Source organism: Actinoplanes sp. ATCC 53533 (genome assembly GCF_003947245.1).
Genome location: NZ_QHHV01000123.1, coordinates 1 through 16,729, shown reverse-complemented (window position 1 = coordinate 16,729; position 16,729 = coordinate 1). Strand labels below are relative to the sequence as shown.

14 protein-coding genes are annotated in these 16,729 nt (G+C 72.1%); 7 read left to right on the top strand and 7 right to left on the bottom strand.

Going from position 1 to position 16,729, the window contains the following annotated elements; genetic code table 11:
* The first annotated feature begins 124 nt into the window (after positions 1 to 124).
* Together DMB66_RS34820 and DMB66_RS34815 are read left to right on the top strand one after the other, a co-directional pair.
* Positions 125 to 1,645, top strand: coding sequence for an MFS transporter (locus DMB66_RS34820; RefSeq protein WP_199752795.1), 1,521 nt, complete (start codon positions 125 to 127; stop codon positions 1,643 to 1,645).
* Positions 1,646 to 1,700: 55 nt separating this feature from the next.
* Positions 1,701 to 3,587, top strand: a complete 1,887-nt coding sequence (locus tag DMB66_RS34815) for a transketolase (protein ID WP_125808372.1) — start codon at positions 1,701 to 1,703, stop codon at positions 3,585 to 3,587.
* A 280-nt stretch (positions 3,588 to 3,867) separates the two neighbouring features.
* Here DMB66_RS34815 and DMB66_RS34810 read toward each other — a convergent pair whose 3' ends face one another.
* Both DMB66_RS34810 and DMB66_RS34805 read right to left on the bottom strand, forming a co-directional pair.
* Positions 3,868 to 4,527, bottom strand: a complete 660-nt coding sequence (locus DMB66_RS34810) for a response regulator transcription factor (RefSeq protein ID WP_125808371.1) — start codon at positions 4,525 to 4,527, stop codon at positions 3,868 to 3,870.
* Positions 4,524 to 5,705, bottom strand: a complete 1,182-nt coding sequence (locus tag DMB66_RS34805) for a sensor histidine kinase (protein ID WP_125808370.1) — start codon at positions 5,703 to 5,705, stop codon at positions 4,524 to 4,526. The genes DMB66_RS34810 and DMB66_RS34805 overlap by 4 nt, the downstream gene beginning before the upstream one ends.
* A gap of 132 nt (positions 5,706 to 5,837) precedes the next feature.
* Between DMB66_RS34805 and DMB66_RS34800 the strand changes: the two genes are divergently transcribed.
* Both DMB66_RS34800 and DMB66_RS34790 read left to right on the top strand, forming a co-directional pair.
* Positions 5,838 to 6,533, top strand: a complete 696-nt coding sequence (locus tag DMB66_RS34800) for a GAP family protein (protein ID WP_125808369.1) — start codon at positions 5,838 to 5,840, stop codon at positions 6,531 to 6,533.
* A gap of 547 nt (positions 6,534 to 7,080) precedes the next feature.
* On the top strand, positions 7,081 to 7,665 hold the full coding sequence (locus DMB66_RS34790) for a hypothetical protein (protein WP_125808368.1): 585 nt from the start codon (positions 7,081 to 7,083) through the stop codon (positions 7,663 to 7,665).
* 560 nt (positions 7,666 to 8,225) lie between these two features.
* On the opposite strand, the gene DMB66_RS65630 is transcribed toward DMB66_RS34790, so the two are convergent.
* On the bottom strand, positions 8,226 to 10,337 hold the full coding sequence (locus tag DMB66_RS65630; RefSeq protein WP_125808367.1) for a nitrate- and nitrite sensing domain-containing protein: 2,112 nt from the start codon (positions 10,335 to 10,337) through the stop codon (positions 8,226 to 8,228).
* A 371-nt stretch (positions 10,338 to 10,708) separates the two neighbouring features.
* Here DMB66_RS65630 and serA point away from each other — a divergent pair, with 371 nt between their 5' ends.
* The 3 genes from serA (at position 10,709) to DMB66_RS34770 (ending at position 13,605) form a co-directional block, all read left to right on the top strand.
* Complete coding sequence (serA, locus tag DMB66_RS34780) at positions 10,709 to 11,737, top strand: phosphoglycerate dehydrogenase (RefSeq protein WP_370319775.1); 1,029 nt, start codon at positions 10,709 to 10,711, stop codon at positions 11,735 to 11,737.
* 77 nt (positions 11,738 to 11,814) lie between these two features.
* Entirely contained in the window at positions 11,815 to 12,525 is a 711-nt protein-coding gene (locus DMB66_RS34775) for a response regulator transcription factor (protein ID WP_125808365.1), read from the top strand.
* A gap of 45 nt (positions 12,526 to 12,570) precedes the next feature.
* Positions 12,571 to 13,605 (top strand): sensor histidine kinase, encoded by a 1,035-nt coding sequence (locus tag DMB66_RS34770; protein WP_370319773.1) that lies wholly within the window; start codon positions 12,571 to 12,573, stop codon positions 13,603 to 13,605.
* A 10-nt stretch (positions 13,606 to 13,615) separates the two neighbouring features.
* Here DMB66_RS34770 and DMB66_RS34765 read toward each other — a convergent pair whose 3' ends face one another.
* Genes DMB66_RS34765 through DMB66_RS34750 form a run of 4 tightly spaced genes read right to left on the bottom strand, consistent with a single transcriptional unit; the run spans position 13,616 to position 16,630 of the window.
* Positions 13,616 to 14,038 carry a hypothetical protein gene (locus DMB66_RS34765; RefSeq protein WP_125808364.1) on the bottom strand — a complete coding sequence of 141 codons (423 nt, stop codon included), beginning with the start codon at positions 14,036 to 14,038 and terminating at the stop codon, positions 13,616 to 13,618.
* A complete protein-coding gene (locus tag DMB66_RS34760) occupies positions 14,035 to 15,324 on the bottom strand; it encodes a molybdopterin-dependent oxidoreductase (protein WP_233625053.1) in 1,290 nt (429 codons plus the stop codon). The genes DMB66_RS34765 and DMB66_RS34760 overlap by 4 nt, the downstream gene beginning before the upstream one ends.
* Positions 15,297 to 15,974, bottom strand: a complete 678-nt coding sequence (locus DMB66_RS34755; RefSeq protein WP_125808363.1) for a class I SAM-dependent methyltransferase — start codon at positions 15,972 to 15,974, stop codon at positions 15,297 to 15,299. The genes DMB66_RS34760 and DMB66_RS34755 overlap by 28 nt, the downstream gene beginning before the upstream one ends.
* On the bottom strand, positions 15,971 to 16,630 hold the full coding sequence (locus DMB66_RS34750) for a DUF2064 domain-containing protein (protein WP_125808362.1): 660 nt from the start codon (positions 16,628 to 16,630) through the stop codon (positions 15,971 to 15,973). The genes DMB66_RS34755 and DMB66_RS34750 overlap by 4 nt, the downstream gene beginning before the upstream one ends.
* Positions 16,631 to 16,729 lie beyond the last annotated feature (99 nt).

Genomic DNA, 16,729 nt, shown 5'->3' with positions numbered 1-16,729 from the left:
AGCCGCCAATCCGATTGGGCGCTGCCGGTGAGGTCGCACCGGATGCCGGCGAGCAATGGTGGCCTCGAACTCGGTCGGCCGCGGCACGGCCGCGGTCGCATGACCCGGTCGGAGGAGGATCACCATGGTAGCGATCAACACAGCACCCGGGGTCGTCCGGAGCCTGATCCCGGCCCGGCTGGACCGCCTGACCTGGACGCCGTTCCACACCCGCATGGTCACGGCGCTCGGCGTCGCATGGGTGCTGGACGGTTTGGAGATCACCGTCGCCAGCTCCGTGACCGGAGTGCTGAGCCAGCCCGGCACCCTGGGCATGTCGGCGACCGCGGTCGGCGCCATCGCCACCGTCTACCTGGTCGGCGAGGTGATCGGGGCCCTGTTCTTCGGGCACCTGTCCGACCGGCTCGGCCGGCGCAATCTGTTCACCGTGACCCTGCTCGTCTATCTGGCCGGCAGCGGGCTCACCGCGCTCACCCTCGGCCACGGCACCGGCTGGATGCTCTACCTGTTCGCCACCCGGCTGATCGCGGGCGCCGGCATCGGCGGCGAGTACGCGGCCATCAACTCGGCGATCGACGAGATGATCCCGGCGCACTACCGCGGCCGCGTCGACATCGGCGTGAACGGAACCTACTGGGCCGGCGCCATCCTCGGGACGCTCGGCTCCCTGCTGTTCCTGAACCTGCTGCCGGTGTCCACCGGCTGGCGGCTCGCGTTCCTGCTCGGCCCGGTCCTCGCCGTGGTGATCGTCTTCGTCCGTCGGCACCTGCCGGAGAGCCCGCGCTGGCTGCTGACCCACGGCCGGGCCGCGGAAGCCGAGCAGATCATGGCGGCCATCGAGGCGCAGACCCGGTCACGCGGCATCGCCCTGGCGCCGGTCGACGAACGCCGGGCCATCGAGGTCAGGGACGAGCATTCGGGATACCGGGCCCTGCTGCGCGTGCTGTTCGTCGACCGCTGGCGGCGCTCGCTGCTCGGCGCCACCCTCATGATCACCCAGTCGTTCCTCTACAACGCGATCTTCTTCACGTACGTCCTCGTGCTGACGCACTTCTACGCCGTGCCGGCGGCGAACGCGCCGGTGTACCTGATCGGCTTCGCGGCCGGGAACCTGCTCGGCCCGCTCACCATCGGCCGGCTCTTCGACACGGTCGGCCGCAAGCAGATGATCGCCGGCACCTACCTGCTCTCCGGCGTCCTGCTCACCATCTCGGCCTACCTGTTCGATCGGGGCATGCTGAACGCCGTCACGCAGACTGTCGCCTGGTGCGTGATCTTCTTCTTCGCCTCGGCCGGCGCCAGCGCCGCGTACCTGACCGTCAGCGAGATCTTCCCGATCGAGGTACGGGCCCGCGCCATCGCGGTGTTCTTCGCCATCGCCCAGTGCTTCGGCGCCGTGGGCCCGGTGCTCTACGGCCACCTCATCGGCGCCGGCACCGACCCGGGGCGGCTGTTCGTCGGCTACCTCATCGGCGGCGGCATCATGATCATCGGAGGTGTCGTCGAAATCGTCCTCGGCGTACCGGCCGAGCGCAAACCCCTCGAGGCGATCGCCCTCCCCCTGTCCGCGCTCCCCGAAACGGCCGTACCCCGCGCGGCCGGCGCGACAACCACGTTCTCGCCACGCCGGGACGGCCGTCGATGACCGGGATCTCACGGGTGCGCCCAGTTCCACCGTCTGCCGTCCGCAGGGAGTCAGCATGACCGCCATCGCGCCGACGTCCGGATCCGGCCTCAGGGCGGTGGCCGAACTCGCCGCCCAGCTGCGGATCGATTCGATCCGCGCGTCGACCAGCGCCGGCTCCGGGCATCCCACCTCCAGCATGTCCGCCGCCGACCTCGTCGCCGCGCTCATCACCCGCCACCTGCACTACGACTGGGACCAGCCGCGCTTGCCCGACAACGACCACCTCGTCTTCTCCAAGGGGCACGCGTCCCCGCTGCTCTACGCGATGTTCAAGGCCGTCGGTGTCATCGACGACAACGAGCTGATGACCGGCTACCGCCGTCTCGGCCAGCGACTGCAGGGTCACCCCACCCCCGTGCTGCCCTGGGTGGACGTGGCCACCGGTTCGCTGGGTCAGGGCCTGCCCGCCGGGGTCGGGATGGCGCTGGCCGGTAAGTACCTGGACCGGCGGCCGTACCGAGTCTGGGTACTGTGCGGCGACAGCGAGACCGCCGAGGGCTCGATCTGGGAGGCGTTGGACAAGGCCGCCCACTACCACCTGTCCAACCTCGTCGCGATCGTCGACGTCAACCGGCTCGGCCAGCGCGGCGAGACGGAGCTCGGCTGGAACCTCGATGCCTACGCACGCCGCGCCGAGGCATTCGGCGCCCGTGCCATCGCCGTCGACGGCCACGACCTGGAGGCCATCGACGGCGCCCTGTCCGCCGCCGAGAGTCCTCCCGACGGCAGGCCCACGGTGATCCTCGCCAGGACCGTCAAGGGCAAGGGCTTCTCGGAGGTGGAGAACAGCCCGGACTGGCACGGCAAGCCATTGCCACCTGACATGGCCGCCAGGGCCATCGCCGAGCTCGGTGGCGAACGCCGCGTCATCATCCGCGGTCCTCGCCCCGCTCGCACGGCCGGCCGGGCGCCCGTGCTGAGCCGGAGCCATGCCTGGTGGCCCCGGTACGCCGTCGGCGAGAGCGTGGCGACACGCAAGGCCTACGGTGACGCGCTGCTCGCCCTCGGCGGCCGCGACCCGCGGGTGGTCGCCCTGGACGGCGAGGTCAGCAACTCGACCTACGCCGACGAGTTCGCCCGTGCCTTCCCAGAACGCTACTTCGAGATGTTCATCGCCGAGCAGCAGATGGTCGCTGCCGCCACCGGACTCGCTGTGCGGGGCTACCGCCCGTTCGCCTCCACATTCGCCGCGTTTCTGACCCGGGCGCACGACTTCATCCGGATGGGCGCGATCTCCGGGGTCGACCTGTGCCTCGTCGGCTCCCACGCCGGCGTCGAGATCGGCGCGGACGGCCCCTCGCAGATGGCCCTGGAGGACATCGCGATGCTGCGCGCGGTGCACGGCTCCACGGTGCTCTATCCCAGCGACGCGACCAGCGCCGCCGCCCTCACCAACACGATGGCCACGACCTCCGGCATCAGCTATCTGCGCGTCACCCGGGGCGCCTACCCCGTCCTCTACCCCCACGATGAGACCTTCCCCATCGGCCGCGCCAAGACGCTGCGCGCCGGCGACGACGATCAGGTCACCCTCGTCGGGGCCGGCGTCACCGTGCACGAGTGCCTGCGCGCCGCGGACATGCTGGCCGAGCGGCACATCGCCGCCCGCGTCATCGACTGCTACTCCGTCAAACCGATCGACCGCGCCACCCTGGCGGCGGCCACCGCCACCACGGGCGGCCGGATCGTCGTCGTCGAGGACCACCGCCCGGAAGGCGGCCTCGGCTCGGCGGTCACCGAAAGCCTGCTCGCCGACGGCATCACCGACCTCCAGGTCGCCCACCTCGCCGTCCGCGGCATGCCGGGTTCGGGGTCCGGCGCCGAACTGCTGGCCTGGGCAGCTGTCGACGCGCCGCACATCGCCTCCGCCGCCCGGCGGCTGATCACGGGCCGCGAATGACCCGTGGTCGCCGCACGGTGCCGGGCAATGACTACCCGGGTGGTTCCACGGTTTGGACCTACGCGAGGACGGCCACCGCGCCGTCGGCCCGCCCCGCGACGGATACGGCCCCGCGACGTTTACGGCCGCGCGACGTTCACGGCCACGCGACGGATACGGCCACGCGAACCGGCGCTGATCGACGCCGTGGCCGGTTCGCCCTGGTCAGGGCGTCCGTACCGAGGATCGGTGAGGGGCCCGGACCCGGCCGGGAACCGCTACCTCGGCGAATCCGTTTGGTTCAGGCGATGCCGGTTTCCTTGGCGAGGATCGCCGCCTGCAGCCGGGAGGTGCAGCCGAGCTTGGCCAGGACGCGGGAGACGTGGGTCTTCGCGGTGGCCTCGCTGATCGCGAAGGTCGCCGCGAGGTCGGCGTTGGACAGTCCGCGACCGAGCGCGGCCAGCACCTCCCGTTCACGGCCGGTGAGGCTGTCGAGCGAGGGGTGCCCGCGGGCGGCCGCCGGCCTCGGCTCGGTGGCGGCGAAGACGGCGAGCAGCCGGCGGGTCACCTCCGGCGCGATGACGCCGTCCCCGGCCGCGACCCGGCGCACTGCCTCGACCAAGGCGGCCGGTTCCACCGACTTCAGCAGGAAGCCGGCCGCACCCGCGCGCAGTGCGCCGAAGAGATATTCGTCGACGTCGAACGTCGTGAGGATCAGCACGTCGGCCATGCCGGCCGAGGTGATCGCGCGGGTCGCGGCGATGCCGTCGGTGCCGGGCATCCGGATGTCCATGAGCACCACGTCGGGGCGCAGCGCGGCGGCTTGGCGGATCGCGATCGCGCCATCGGCCGCCTCCCCCACCACGACGATGTCGGCGGCCTGTTCCAGCATCAGGCACAGTCCGGCCCGGATCGCGGCATGGTCGTCGGCGAGCAGGACGCGGATCGCCGGCCCTGTCACGGGCGCTCCCGGGGACGCAGGGGCAGCGTCGCGAAGACCCGCCAGCGGTCGCCGTCGCGGCTCGCGGTCAGTTCGCCGCCCAGCAGCGCGGCCCGCTCCCGCATCGACGTCAGGCCCGTGCCCGAGCTCAGCGCGTGGTGGCCGAGACCGTCCGAACGGGTCAGCGTGTTGGTGACCGTCACCGTCACCTGGTCGCCGGCCTCGCGCACGTCGAGGCGTACGTCGGAGGCCGGCGCGTGTTTGCGCGCGTTGGTCAATGCCTCCCGGACGATCCGGTAGATGGCGTGCGCCACCAGCACCGGGATCCGCGGGATCTCCCGGGTGTGCACGTCGACCCGCAGCCCGCCGGCCACGGCCGCCTCGACGAGGTCGGGCACGCGGTCCAGCCCGCCGGGCAGCGTGGGATCCTCGGCGGCGGCGTCCTCGGCCCGCAGCAGCAGGATCATCGAGCGCATCTCCTCCAGCGCCGCCAGGCTGCTGGTGCGGACCGCGCGCAGCGCCGCCCGGTCGCGTTCGGTCTCCGGCGGCAGCGCCAGCACGGCTCCGGAGTGGATCGCGGTCGTGGACAGGTGGGCGCCGATGACGTCGTGCAGGTCGCGGGCCATCGCCGCGCGCTCGGCGAGGACTGCCTCCCGGGTCGTCCGCTCGGCGGCGAGGACGCCCAGCGAGCGCTGCTGACGCATGTTGGCCGCCCACCACAGCGGCACGAACAGCAAGGTGGTCAGCTGCAGGCCGACGAAGACGGCGACGCGGAACTCGCCCGCGGCCAGGCCGCCCACGACGCTGGCGGTGCCGACGACGACGAACACCGCGGTCGTCACCGCGGCCCGGGCGCGGGCGGAGGCGAACAGCCCGGCCGACAGGAGCAGGTCGAACATGACCATGACGAGCGCGATACTGCCGCCGAACGCCAGGTCCGCGACGGCCGCGACGCTGCCCACGCTGAGCGCGACCATCGGACGGAGGCGCTTGCCGAGCATGGCCAGGCAGCCGACGGCCAGAAAGACGGTGTGCCACCAGCCGGGAGCACCGGCGAGGCGGCCGACCTGGACCGAGGACCAGACGTCGGTCAGGCCGATGAGGTTGAACACCAGGCCGGCGGCGAACGTCCCCACCGCGGCCGTCACGTCCTGGAACCGGGTGCTGCTCCGCCAGCGCTCGACAAGCCGGTTTCGCAACTCCGCCGCTCCCACGGCCCCATCCCATCACAGGCCGCACCGACCAACATCCGTCGAAGGTTGTACGCGCCCGGCAACCACGACATCCTTCGGCCGACGCGGCGGGCCGCCGCCACACCGCAGAGTCCTGTCATGGAATTCGCGCTGCTGGGTTCACTGGCCGTCCTCGCACTGATCGACTCCACCAGCTTCGGAACGTTGCTGATCCCCGCCTGGCTGCTGATCCACCCCGGCCGGGTCCGGGCCGCGCGCATGCTGGTCTTCCTCGGCACGGTCGCCGCTTTCTACTTCGCGGTCGGGGTGGCCGTCGCGCTGGGCGCGGACGCATTCCTGCCGCAGATCACCCGCCTCCTCGACACCCGCCCGGTGCTGTGGGCGCAACTCATCGTCGGCGTAGCGTTGTTCTTCTGGAGCTTCCGGCTGGAACGCAGGAACAAGACAGCGCCCACGAGCGGCCGGCTGCTCGGCTGGCGGGAACGCGCCCTGGCCGACAGCGGCGGCGCGGCAGCCCTCGCCGGGCTGGCGCTCACGGCCGCCGCCGTCGAGGTGACGACGATGCTGCCCTACCTCGCCGCCATCGGAATGGTCACCACGGCAGCGCTGCCCGCGGCGCACATCGCGCTGGTCATGGCCGGCTACTGCCTGGTGATGATCGCTCCCGCGCTCCTGCTGCTGATCGCCCGCCTGGCCGCCGGGCAGCACGTCATCCCGCTGCTGACCCGGCTGAGCGACTGGATGCTCCGCAGCGACGCGATGGCCTGGATCGTCGGCATCGTCGGCTTCCTCCTCGCCCGGGACGCCGTCTTCCGGCTCGGCATCATCTCCTGAATCAGGATCAGGATCAGGATCAGGATCAGGATCAGGATCAGGATCAGGATCAGGATCAGGATCGGCGAGGTCGAGGTCGAGGTCGAGGTCGAGGTCGAGGTCGAGGTCGGGGTTGCCGCGCCGCGAGACGCTCTGGCTCAGTGGGTCAGCCGCCACCACGAGGTTGATGGTGCTCGGCTCCTGACGGCGGGCAGCCGCGCGGGGATGTCCGCGATCGGCAGCTCCAGGTAGCCGACTTTGTGCCGGGACATTGGTGGACGTCTTCACGCTCCAGGCGTCCACGGTGGATGCGGCGGGTTCGGAAATGTCGCGACGCAGCCCCCCTGCGCAGAACTTGCGCTGAAGAAGTTTGAACCATGGGCTCGGGCCCCTCGTACATAACCACAAGGAATCATTAAGTTCGGGTAGCCGATACTCGGAAAGACTCTCGGCACACGTCCTTTTCGGGACGTGTGCAACCACCCCATGATGCGACGCCGGCTTGTTCCGGCGCGCTTCGTCGTGGGTTTTCGAGGTCGGCTCACCGATGTCGAGAACGGAGAAACAAATGCGGAACGTACGTCGCAAGGCCTGGCTCGGTGCCGGAATCGGCGCGGTCGTCGCGGTGAGCATCGCGGTCACCCTCGGCGCCTCGAATGCCGGCACCGTCAATCAGCAGGCGCCGGGCATGGCACAGCAGGGCCTGACCGAGTTCCAGCAGGACGCCGCCATGGAGGCGGCGGACCAGGCCATGGCGGCCGCCGAGCAGGCGATGGAGGTCGGTGACAACATCGCCGACGGCTGCGAGGACGTGGGTACGCAGCAGGCCGACGCGGCCACCGCGCAGGGCCTGCAGGCCGAGCAGGCCGGCATGGGTGCGGCGCAGTCCATCAGGCAGGCCGTGGGACTCATCCGCAACGGGCAGGTGGCCGCCGGTGTGGCGCAGCTGCGGCAGGCCGTGTCGAACACCCAGGCCGCCATGGCCGATGCCCAGCAGTCGCTGGCCATGGCGCAGACCGCGGTCGCCCAGAACCCGGATGCCTCGCGGGGCAGCCAGCGGATGCTGCGCGGTGCCGCGGAGGACATCAACTCCGGTGCCCAGGCCATGGAATTCGCGCGGAATGCCCTCGCCTCGGCAATCAACGGCCGCTGAGGAGACCAGCGACCGGCACGGTAATGTGACGAATACGCGGTGCCCGTCATTCAGGTCACCGTGACGTCGATCGGAGAACCTTCTTCCGCCAACAAAGCGGAAGTCGGTTCTCCGATCGATTCCGCGTTTCCGGGGCCGGGCCGGTCACACTTTCGACACATCGGTGAATGCCGGGCCCGGATACCGCAGAACGCTTCGGCACGGTCCGGCCGATCATGGACGCACCCGTGATCGGTTATTCCTCATGGCAACAGTAAGCGCGGCAAAAGTAACCGCGGCAACAGTAGGCGCGGCAACAGTAAGCAATGTCCCGTAATTCGATGGGGTGGTTTCCCTGCTCGCCGCTGCTCACCGTCCAGGTCGGCCAGGGCTAATGGCGGGAAAGCTCACCGGCGCGGGGAAGGGCAACACCTTCGACGCCGACACCGGGACAGCGGACGCGACGTGGCACACCGCGCCTCTGACCGGCCCCGGCCTGGCGTCGCATCCCGGGGTCGCCGCTGATGACACGGCCCGACGTCGCGTACCAGAAACCCTTGGCCGCCGGAAACGGACGGCCGTCATGCCCCGCGGGAAGCTCCCTGGATCACCGGCGACGGCCCGGCCGGCGACTCGGCCCTCGCCGGATCCGGTTGCGGTTGCGGCGCCGGGCACAGCAGCCGCGGCGGTACGACCACCGTCGCCACGCAACCTCGCTCGATCGGCAGCAGGTGCACCGCGATACCGGTCCGCGCCGCCAGGGTGCCGGCCACGTGCAGCCCGAGCTTCGGCTCGTCCGTGATCCCGTCCGGCCGGGGGTGGCTCAGCCGGGCGTTGAGCTCCGCGGCGGCGCGCTCGCCCAGCCCGTACCCCTGGTCGCGGACCTCGACCCGCATCGCGCCGACGGCGAGCGGCCCGGCGGTGATCCGCACCGGGGTGTCCGGCGGGGAGAAGCGGGTCGCGTTGTCGATGAGCTCGGCCAGGATCTGCAGCAGATCGACGATGCCGGCGGCGCGGACGCCCGTCTCGGGCAGCGGGCTGATCTCGACCCGGCGGTACTGCTCGGTGGAGGCGGCCGCGGCCTGGACGACCTCGGTCAGGGTGGCCGACTGCGGCCAGTGCCACGCGGCGGGCACGCCGGTCAGCACGAGCAGGCTGTCGCCGTGCCGCCGGATCCGGGTCGCCAGGTGGTCGAGGCCGAACAGCCTGTTCAGTTTGTCCGGGTCCAGCTCACGCTGCTCGAGCTCGGTGATCAGGGTCAGTTGCCGGCCGATGAGCTCCTGGCTCCTGCGGGTCAGCGTGCGGGCGATGCCGGCCGTGGTCGCCCGCTGCTCGGCCTGCGCCGTCGCCAGCCGGATCGCCTGCCGGTGCACGTTCTCGAAGGCCAGCGCCACCTGGCCGATCTCGTCCGGGCTGCTCGGCGCCGGGCCCGGTGGGAACACGGGAGGCCGCCGCCGGGAGCGGGACGGCGACCCGGGCTCCACCGGCGGCTGTGCCAGCGCCGCGACCAGCCGGGGCAGCCGGCGCTCGCCGACGTCGCGCATCCGGTCGCGTAACCGGTGCAGTTCCACCGTCAGCCCGCCACCGACGAGCCCGGCCAGCAGCACCGCACCGAGCAGCACGGCGACGACGACGGCCAGGTTGGTGCGGGTCCCTTCGGCGCGGGCGGCGCGCAGCGCGGTGATATCGGCGAGGGCTCGGTCGACGGCGTTGCGCAGGACCTGGCGGACCTTGGTCAGATACTCCGTCGTCACCTCCGTCCACTGTCGCAGCGGCAGGTCGACCGAGGCGCCGGCCTCGCTCGCCGCCGTGATGCGCTGGGCGAGCACCTCGACGTCGGCCGCGGCCGCCTCGACGTCGGCGGCCTGGAACATGGCGACGGTGTCCGGGCCGGCCACCGACCGGAACGACGCGGTCTGCAGGCTCACCAGGATCCCGTAGCCGCCGAGCACCGCCCGCTCGCCGCGCGCCTCGGTGCCGCGCGAGAGCAGCGCCGTGCCGAGGGCGCGGCGCTGCGAGTTCAGGCCGGCCGCTTCCTGCAGGTCGTACACGCCCAGGGTGCGGCCGGCCACCGACGGGTCACCGGCCAGCAGCATCGCCCGGCTGTCCGCCCGGCGGCCGAGCTCGATGACGTCGAGGATCAGCTGGGCGTAGCGGTTCACGGTCGTGACCGCCGACAAGGAGTCGGAGAAGGCGGTCAGGCGCAGCTCTTCGAGGGTCGCGATCCGGGTGCTCAACTCGTCCCGCGCGAACTCCAGGGACGGGTCGCGGACCTCGGCGACGGCCGCGAGCACCGCCGCGAGGCCACGGTCGGATTGCTCGTACGCGCCCGACAGGTCGGGCCGGCCTTGCTCGCTCGCCACCGCCGGCGCGGCCCCGTCACGTTCGTCCTCGAGCGCCTCGGTGGCGCTGACCGCGGCCTGACTGATCAGGGCGTACCGCTGCGCCTCGACCAGCGGCTGTTCGGCCTCCCGCGCGTCGCTGACCCGCAGCAGGCCGAAGGAGGCGGCGACCGTGGTCGGCAGCAACACCACCACCGCGAGCCGCCGGGCCATCGGTTGCCCGCGCAGAGTGACCACCAGCGCCGCCCGGCCGAGCAGCCACCGGCCGGCCGGCCACAGCGGGCTGACCTGGAGGCAGTGCCGGCCGCGCACTCGGGCGGCCCAGGCCGCGGAACGACTTCTGATGTCCACGATTCTGTCCTCCAGCACACCGCCGTCACCGTCGGTACTCTCCCGATGACACGGATCTCCCAGACAGTCAGTTCAATGAATCCGTGCCAGGAATTAAGCAAAAGGAAAGGGGCGCGGCCGGACCGGTCAACGTGGGCCGTATCAGCCGCATATCGACCGGCTTACGGCCCGACCCGAGTCGGTCACCTCATGGCACTTATCGGGCGAATCGCCGAAGGCCGAACCTTTCGCCGTCCTTATTTCCGGCCCGGAACCCGGGCCGGACCGATCCGTTGCCGCGTCGCGATCCGTACCTCTCCCCGAGATCGACCGGTAACCCTCAGTAAGCGGGGGTTCGCTGGTCCATGCGTGCAGAAGGGGAGATCGCAAAGATGCGAGTCCTGCTGTTGGAGAGCATCCATCACGACGCGGTGGCCCGGCTCGAGTCCGAGGGCTACCACGTCGAGTCCGTCCGCACCGCCCTGGACGAGGCCGAGCTGATCGAGCGCATCCCGGGTGTGCACCTGCTCGGCGTCCGGTCCAAGACCCAGGTGACCGCCCGGGTGCTGAAAGCCGCGGACAGCCTGGTCGCGATCGGCGCGTTCTGCATCGGCACCGACCAGATCGACCTGGGCGCCGCCGCGAGCGAAGGTGTCACCGTCTTCAACGCGCCGTACTCCAACACCCGTTCGGTCGTCGAGCTGGCCATCGCCGAGATCATCATGATGACCCGCCGGCTGACCGAGAAGAACGCGCTGATGCACCAGGGCGTCTGGGACAAATCGGCGGTCGGCGCCCACGAGATCCGCGGCCGCCGGCTGGGCATCGTCGGCTACGGCAACATCGGCACCCAACTCTCCGTGCTCGCCGAGAACCTCGGCATGCGCGTGTCGTTCTACGACACCGACGACAAGCTGGCCCTGAGCAACGCGCACCGGTGTGCCACCCTCGAGGAGCTGCTGGAGAGCAGCGACGTCGTCACGCTGCACGTCGACGGCCGGCCGGGCAACGCCGGCTTCTTCGGTGCCGAGCAGTTCAAGCGGATGCGCCCCGGCGCCCTCTTCCTCAACCTCTGCCGCGGCATCGTGGTCGATCGGCTGGCGCTGCGGGACGCCCTGGTGAGCGGTCACCTGGCCGGCGCGGCGGTCGACGTCTTCTCCGCGGAGCCAAAGGGCTGCGGCGATGAGTTCATCTCCGAGCTGCGCGGTCTGCCGAACGTCATCCTCACCCCGCACATCGGCGGCTCGACCGAGGAGGCCCAGTCCGACATCGGCGATTTCGTCGCCAACAAGCTCGCCAACTTCGTCAAGGACGGCGACACCACCCTCAGCGTCAGCCCGCCCGAGCAGCCCGGCATCTTCATGAAGGTTCTCCCCTGCCCCAAACGCGGGGCCGGCCCGGTCACGGCGCTGCGGAGCTGACCGGCGCCGGCAACCCGTAAGTATTTCGAAAGGTCCTGTCCGCGGCCTGACCGGTTGGGGGTGGGTAGCGTCGGTACGTGCCGTACCGCGTACTCGTCGTCGATGACGACCCGACCGTCAGTGATGTCGTCCGCCGCTACCTGGAGCAGGACGGCCACCTGGTCCGGCTCGCTGCCGACGGTGCCGAGGCGCTGGCGGCCGCGGCGGCGTTCCCGCCCGACCTCGCCGTGCTCGATCTGATGATGCCGGGCATCGACGGGATCGAGGTGTGCCGGCGGCTGCGCCGGCAGTGGCCGGAGTTGCCCGTCGTCATGCTCACCGCGCTCGGCGAGGAGGCCGACCGGGTGCTAGGCCTCGAGGTCGGTGCCGACGACTACGTCACCAAGCCGTTCTCGCCCCGGGAACTGGTGTTGCGGATCCGCTCGGTGCTCCGCCGGGCCGCTCCCGCCGCGGCGCAGCCGGAACCGGCGATGCTGCACGACGCCGGCCTCAGCGTCGATCTCCGGCGCCGGATCGCGCACCTGGACGGCGAACCCCTCGCGCTGACCGGGCGGGAGCTCGATCTGCTCGCCTTCCTGCTGCGGCACCCCGCCCGGGCCTGGTCCCGGGCCGATCTGCTCGAGCAGGTCTGGGGCTGGCAGTTCGGCGACCAGTCGACCGTGACCGTGCACGTGCGCCGGCTCCGCGAGAAGATCGAGAAGGATCCCGCGGCACCACGGCGCATCCTCACCGTCTGGGGCGTCGGCTACAGCTACGAACCCGCCGGCGTCGCCCGGGCTCGTGGCTGAACGCCCCGGCCCCTCGGCGGTTCCGCTGACAACCGGGGGTACGGCGTGAAAGACATGCTGCTGATCGGCCTCTACGCGCTGCTGTCCGGGACGGTCATCGCGACCGGTGGCGCCATCGCGTTGCGGCTGCTGCGCGGGCGGTCGATCCTCGTGCACATCGGCGTGCTGCTCGCCGCCACCGTGATCGCGGTGGTCTCCGGCGTCGTCACCGTCGCCCAGGCGATGTTCCTCTCGGCGCACGACCTGCAGGTCGTGCTCGTCACGGTCGCGGCCTCGGCGCTGGTGAGTCTCGCCGTGGGTTTCACCTTCGGGCGGCGCCTGGCGGCCTCCGCGGTGTGGGCGGCGCAGGCCGAGGCGCAGGAGCGCAAGGCCGAGGCCGGCCGCCGCGAGCTGGTCGCCTGGGTGTCGCACGACCTGCGCACCCCGCTGGCCGGGCTGCGGGCGATGGCCGAGGCCCTCGAGGACGGCGTCGTGCACGACCGCGGCACGGTGGCCGAATACCACCGGCGGATCGGCGTCGAGACCGACCGGATGACCCGGCTGGTCGACGACCTGTTCGAACTGTCGCGGATCAACGCCGGGGCGCTGCGGCTGGTGCCCACCAGGATTCCGCTGGCCGACCTGGTGTCCGATGCCCTCACCACCATCGCGCCGCTGGCCGCCAGCCGGCGGATCCGGCTGATCGCCGCGGATTCCGGCTGGCCGACAGTGATGGCCAGCGAGCCCGAGCTGGCCCGGGCGGTGACCAACCTGCTGGTCAACTCGGTCCGGTACACCCCGCCGGACGGCACCGTGCGCATCGCCGCCGGCCATGACCGTAAGGACGTGTGGCTGGCGGTCTCCGACACCTGCGGCGGTATCCCCGAGGCCGACCTGCCGCGGCTGTTCGACGTGGCATTCCGCGGCGAGCGGGCCAGGACCCCGGCGCACGGCACCGGCCTGCCGGCGGCGATGACCGGCGGCGGCCTCGGGCTGGCCATCGTCCGAGGCCTGGTCGAGGCACACGGCGGCCGGGTCGAGGCACACAACATCGACCGCGGCTGCCGCTTCGTCCTGCACATCCCGGCGTCGACCGCCTGATCGGTGCCGGTCAGTTCCCCTCGCCCCGGTGCGGGCGATGGCGCCGGCGCCGCGCTACCACGACTACGGTGGTCGTCACCCAGATGAGCGTGTAGACCACGAACAGGCCGCGGCCGTAGTGCAGCGGCAGGACGGACGGGTTGTCGGCAACCCGGCCACTGCCCAGGACCAGTGGGAACGCCACGATCGTCAGCGCCAGGCTGAGCACTGCGGCCACCCGGACGGGTGTGCGCGACGTGGGCGGAACGATCCGGCCGATCAGGGCGCCGGCGCCGATCGTCAGCGGCATCAGCAGCCCGTCGTGAGCCACGATGACGGCGGCCAGGAAGGCCAGCGTCCCGAACTTGAAGTCACTGTCGGCGAGGGCGCCGCTGACCGCGTACGCGATGATGAGCGCGCCGGACGCGATCAGCGCGCGCCGCGCGGTCTTCATCTCGGGCTCCGGACCGCGATCCGGCCGACCCACTTGGTCTGCAGCACACCGGGACGGTTCGGGGCGATGAGCCGGGCCGGGTAGCCGTGATCGGGATGCAGGACGTCGCCGCCGAGCCGCAGCGCGATCAGGGTGAACGGGTCACGGGTGTGTGGGGGCGGCACTGTCGTCGCCCGGTACCGGCCGCGGGCCTCGAGGGATTCGACGTGGGCCTCGGCGTCCTCGGGGTCGACGCCGACCAGCGCGATCAGGTCACGCAGCCGGATGCCGGTCCAGGTGCCGGTGGCGCTCCAGCCCTCGACGCAGCTGATCGGCAGAACGACCGTGTGTTGCGGCAGTGCGGCCAGTTCGGGCAGGCTCAGGCTGAGCGTCCGCGCGGGGCCGGCGATCGTCAGCCGGTATCCCGGATCGAAGGCGGCGTCGCGCACCCCCGCGCCGGCGGCCGTCTTGTTCACCGGCAGGCGCTGCGGCCCGGTGCGGGCCCGCCGGGGCGCGAGGACGGAGACGGGTGCGAGCGGCGCGACGGTCTGCCCGACGGTGGCGAGGGTGATGACGCCGGCGGCCGCGCCGACGGTGCCGAGCAGGCCACGGCGGGTGAGCGCGCCCGGCGCGGTCCGGTCGGGAGCGGCCCGGGTCAGGGCCTGCCGGACGACCGGGAGTTTCACGCCGATGTGGGCGATCAGCGCGCCGACGGCCAGCCACGCCGACCAGTAGTGCCCCGCGGTGAAGAAGAACGGCATCGGGGCGTACCAGTGAGAGACGTTGAGGATGCCGCTGACCAGTTGGAACAGCGCGGCGGCGACCAGCACGCCGATGCCGGCCCGCTCGATCGCGTGGGCGATGTCGCGGACCGGCGGCCAGCCGAACAGGCGTGGGTAGACCGACCAGAGTTTCGCGCCGAGCAGCGGCACCGTGGCCAGCCCGGTCGCCACGTGCAGGCCCTGGGTGACGCGGTAGAGGCCGACCGGGCGGGACGGCCACCAGAACCAGCCGGGCGGGTGCTGGATGAAGTGGCTGAGCAGCCCGGTGACGAAACAGATCGTGAACGCGACGGCGAGGGCGATCCCGAGCAGGCTGGCCAGCCTCGGCGAACGCAGCTTCGAGTCGAAGGCATCTGGCCGCAGCGGCCCGCGCCGCAGCGACGCCGGTGGCTGCGGTAGCGGCGCCCGGACCCACTGGTCGGCGGTTCTGACCAGGTCGGCGAACCTGACGGCGTACGCGGGGGGCCGCCCCGCGGCTGGGTCCGCGTCGCCGGGGGTCAGGCCTGACCCAGGGTCGCGAACCACCGGTTCGCCTCCGTCCAGGTGTCCAGGATCTGAAGGGCGCTCGCGTCGGCGGCACCGGCCAGGTCGTCGGCGGCCAACTGGGCCCAGCGGAACGGCGCGCTCGGACCTCCCGCCTGATGCCGGAGCCGGGCATCCCCGGACCAGCTGCGGGTTCCGGGCGGAGCCAGCTCGACGTGCAGCTGGCCGGCGTGGGAGAGCAGCTCGCGGCATCGGCGCAGCAGCGCTTCGGGTTCGCCGCCGATGCCGATGTTGCCGTCGGCGAGAAGCAGGTGCCGCCACCCGCCGGTGCCGGGCAGCGGACCGAAGACATCGCGGCGCAGCACGGTGGCGCCTCGCGCGCGGGCCAGCCGGACGGCCGCCGCGCTCACGTCGACGCCGAGCGCGGGGTGGCCGAGCCGGTGCAGGGCACGGGTCAGCCGGCCGGGGCCGCAGCCGACGTCGAGGGTCGGTCCCGCGCAGCGGGCGAGCAGGCCCTGGTCGCCGGGGAGGTGGCTGCGGCACCAGGCGGCGGCGTCGATCCGGCGCTCGGTGCCACGGTCGTCCATGACCGTCAGGATGACGGCCCGCCCGGCGTCGGCGCGGCGCATGGCCGCGTCGAAGACTGCCAGGGCGGAGGGAGCGGCTGCCGGTGCGGTGGTGACGGCGGTCATGCGGCGGTCGCCGGGCAGGCCAGCTCGGATACGGCGTACGCGAAGCGACTCCCGGCGGGGCAGAGCGCGGCCACGGCCTGGGCGTCGGCGTAGGTATCCACGTCGCGCAGCGTCGGTAGCGCCGCGACACGGAGCCCACGAGCCCGCAGGGCGGCCAGGGTCAGCGCCCCGGTGTCCGGCGTCGACATCGGCACCTGCCGCAATACCTGGCCGTGGGACGGATTCCGGAGTCCTAGAGCCCACCAGCCGCCGTCCTCGGCGAGCCCGAGCACGGCGTCGGCGTCGTCCTCGTCCTCTCCCTCGCCGAGCCGCCGGGCGGCGTCGGCCAGCAGCCCGGCGCTGATCTGCGGGGTGTCCATGCCGATCAACAGGCTCCCCACGCCGTCCAGCCGGGTGTCGGCATAGGCGTGGACCAGGCGTTCGCCGAGGGTCACGCCCCGCTGGGCCGTCCGGTGCCAGCCGGGCGGTGCCGGATGGTCGCCGTCGACGACGAGGCAGCGACGCGTGGCCGGCGCGGCGGTGACGGCGGCCACGGTGTCCGCGAGCGCGGCGGCGGCGACCACGGCGGCCTGGCCGGGAGTGCACGGCGGGCAGAGCCTGGTCTTGACCCGTCCCGGCACCGGCGTCTTGGCCAGCACGAGCACCTGGACGCTCATCGGGCGAGCACCGCGCTCATGTCGCGGATCGCCCGGGCGGTGCCGCGCACCGTGCCGGTGACCTTGACGTGGTGCCGCGGTCCGCCGCCGGTACGGCGA

Coding starts and splice junctions, on each gene's coding strand:
- DMB66_RS34820 (WP_199752795.1), top strand. CDS start 125: ATGGTAGCGATCAACACAGCACCCGGGGTCGTCCGGAGCCTGATCCCG.
- DMB66_RS34815 (WP_125808372.1), top strand. CDS start 1,701: ATGACCGCCATCGCGCCGACGTCCGGATCCGGCCTCAGGGCGGTGGCC.
- DMB66_RS34800 (WP_125808369.1), top strand. CDS start 5,838: ATGGAATTCGCGCTGCTGGGTTCACTGGCCGTCCTCGCACTGATCGAC.
- DMB66_RS34790 (WP_125808368.1), top strand. CDS start 7,081: ATGCGGAACGTACGTCGCAAGGCCTGGCTCGGTGCCGGAATCGGCGCG.
- serA (WP_370319775.1), top strand. CDS start 10,709: ATGCGAGTCCTGCTGTTGGAGAGCATCCATCACGACGCGGTGGCCCGG.
- DMB66_RS34765 (WP_125808364.1), bottom strand. CDS start 14,038: ATGAAGACCGCGCGGCGCGCGCTGATCGCGTCCGGCGCGCTCATCATC.
- DMB66_RS34755 (WP_125808363.1), bottom strand. CDS start 15,974: ATGACCGCCGTCACCACCGCACCGGCAGCCGCTCCCTCCGCCCTGGCA.
- DMB66_RS34750 (WP_125808362.1), bottom strand. CDS start 16,630: ATGAGCGTCCAGGTGCTCGTGCTGGCCAAGACGCCGGTGCCGGGACGG.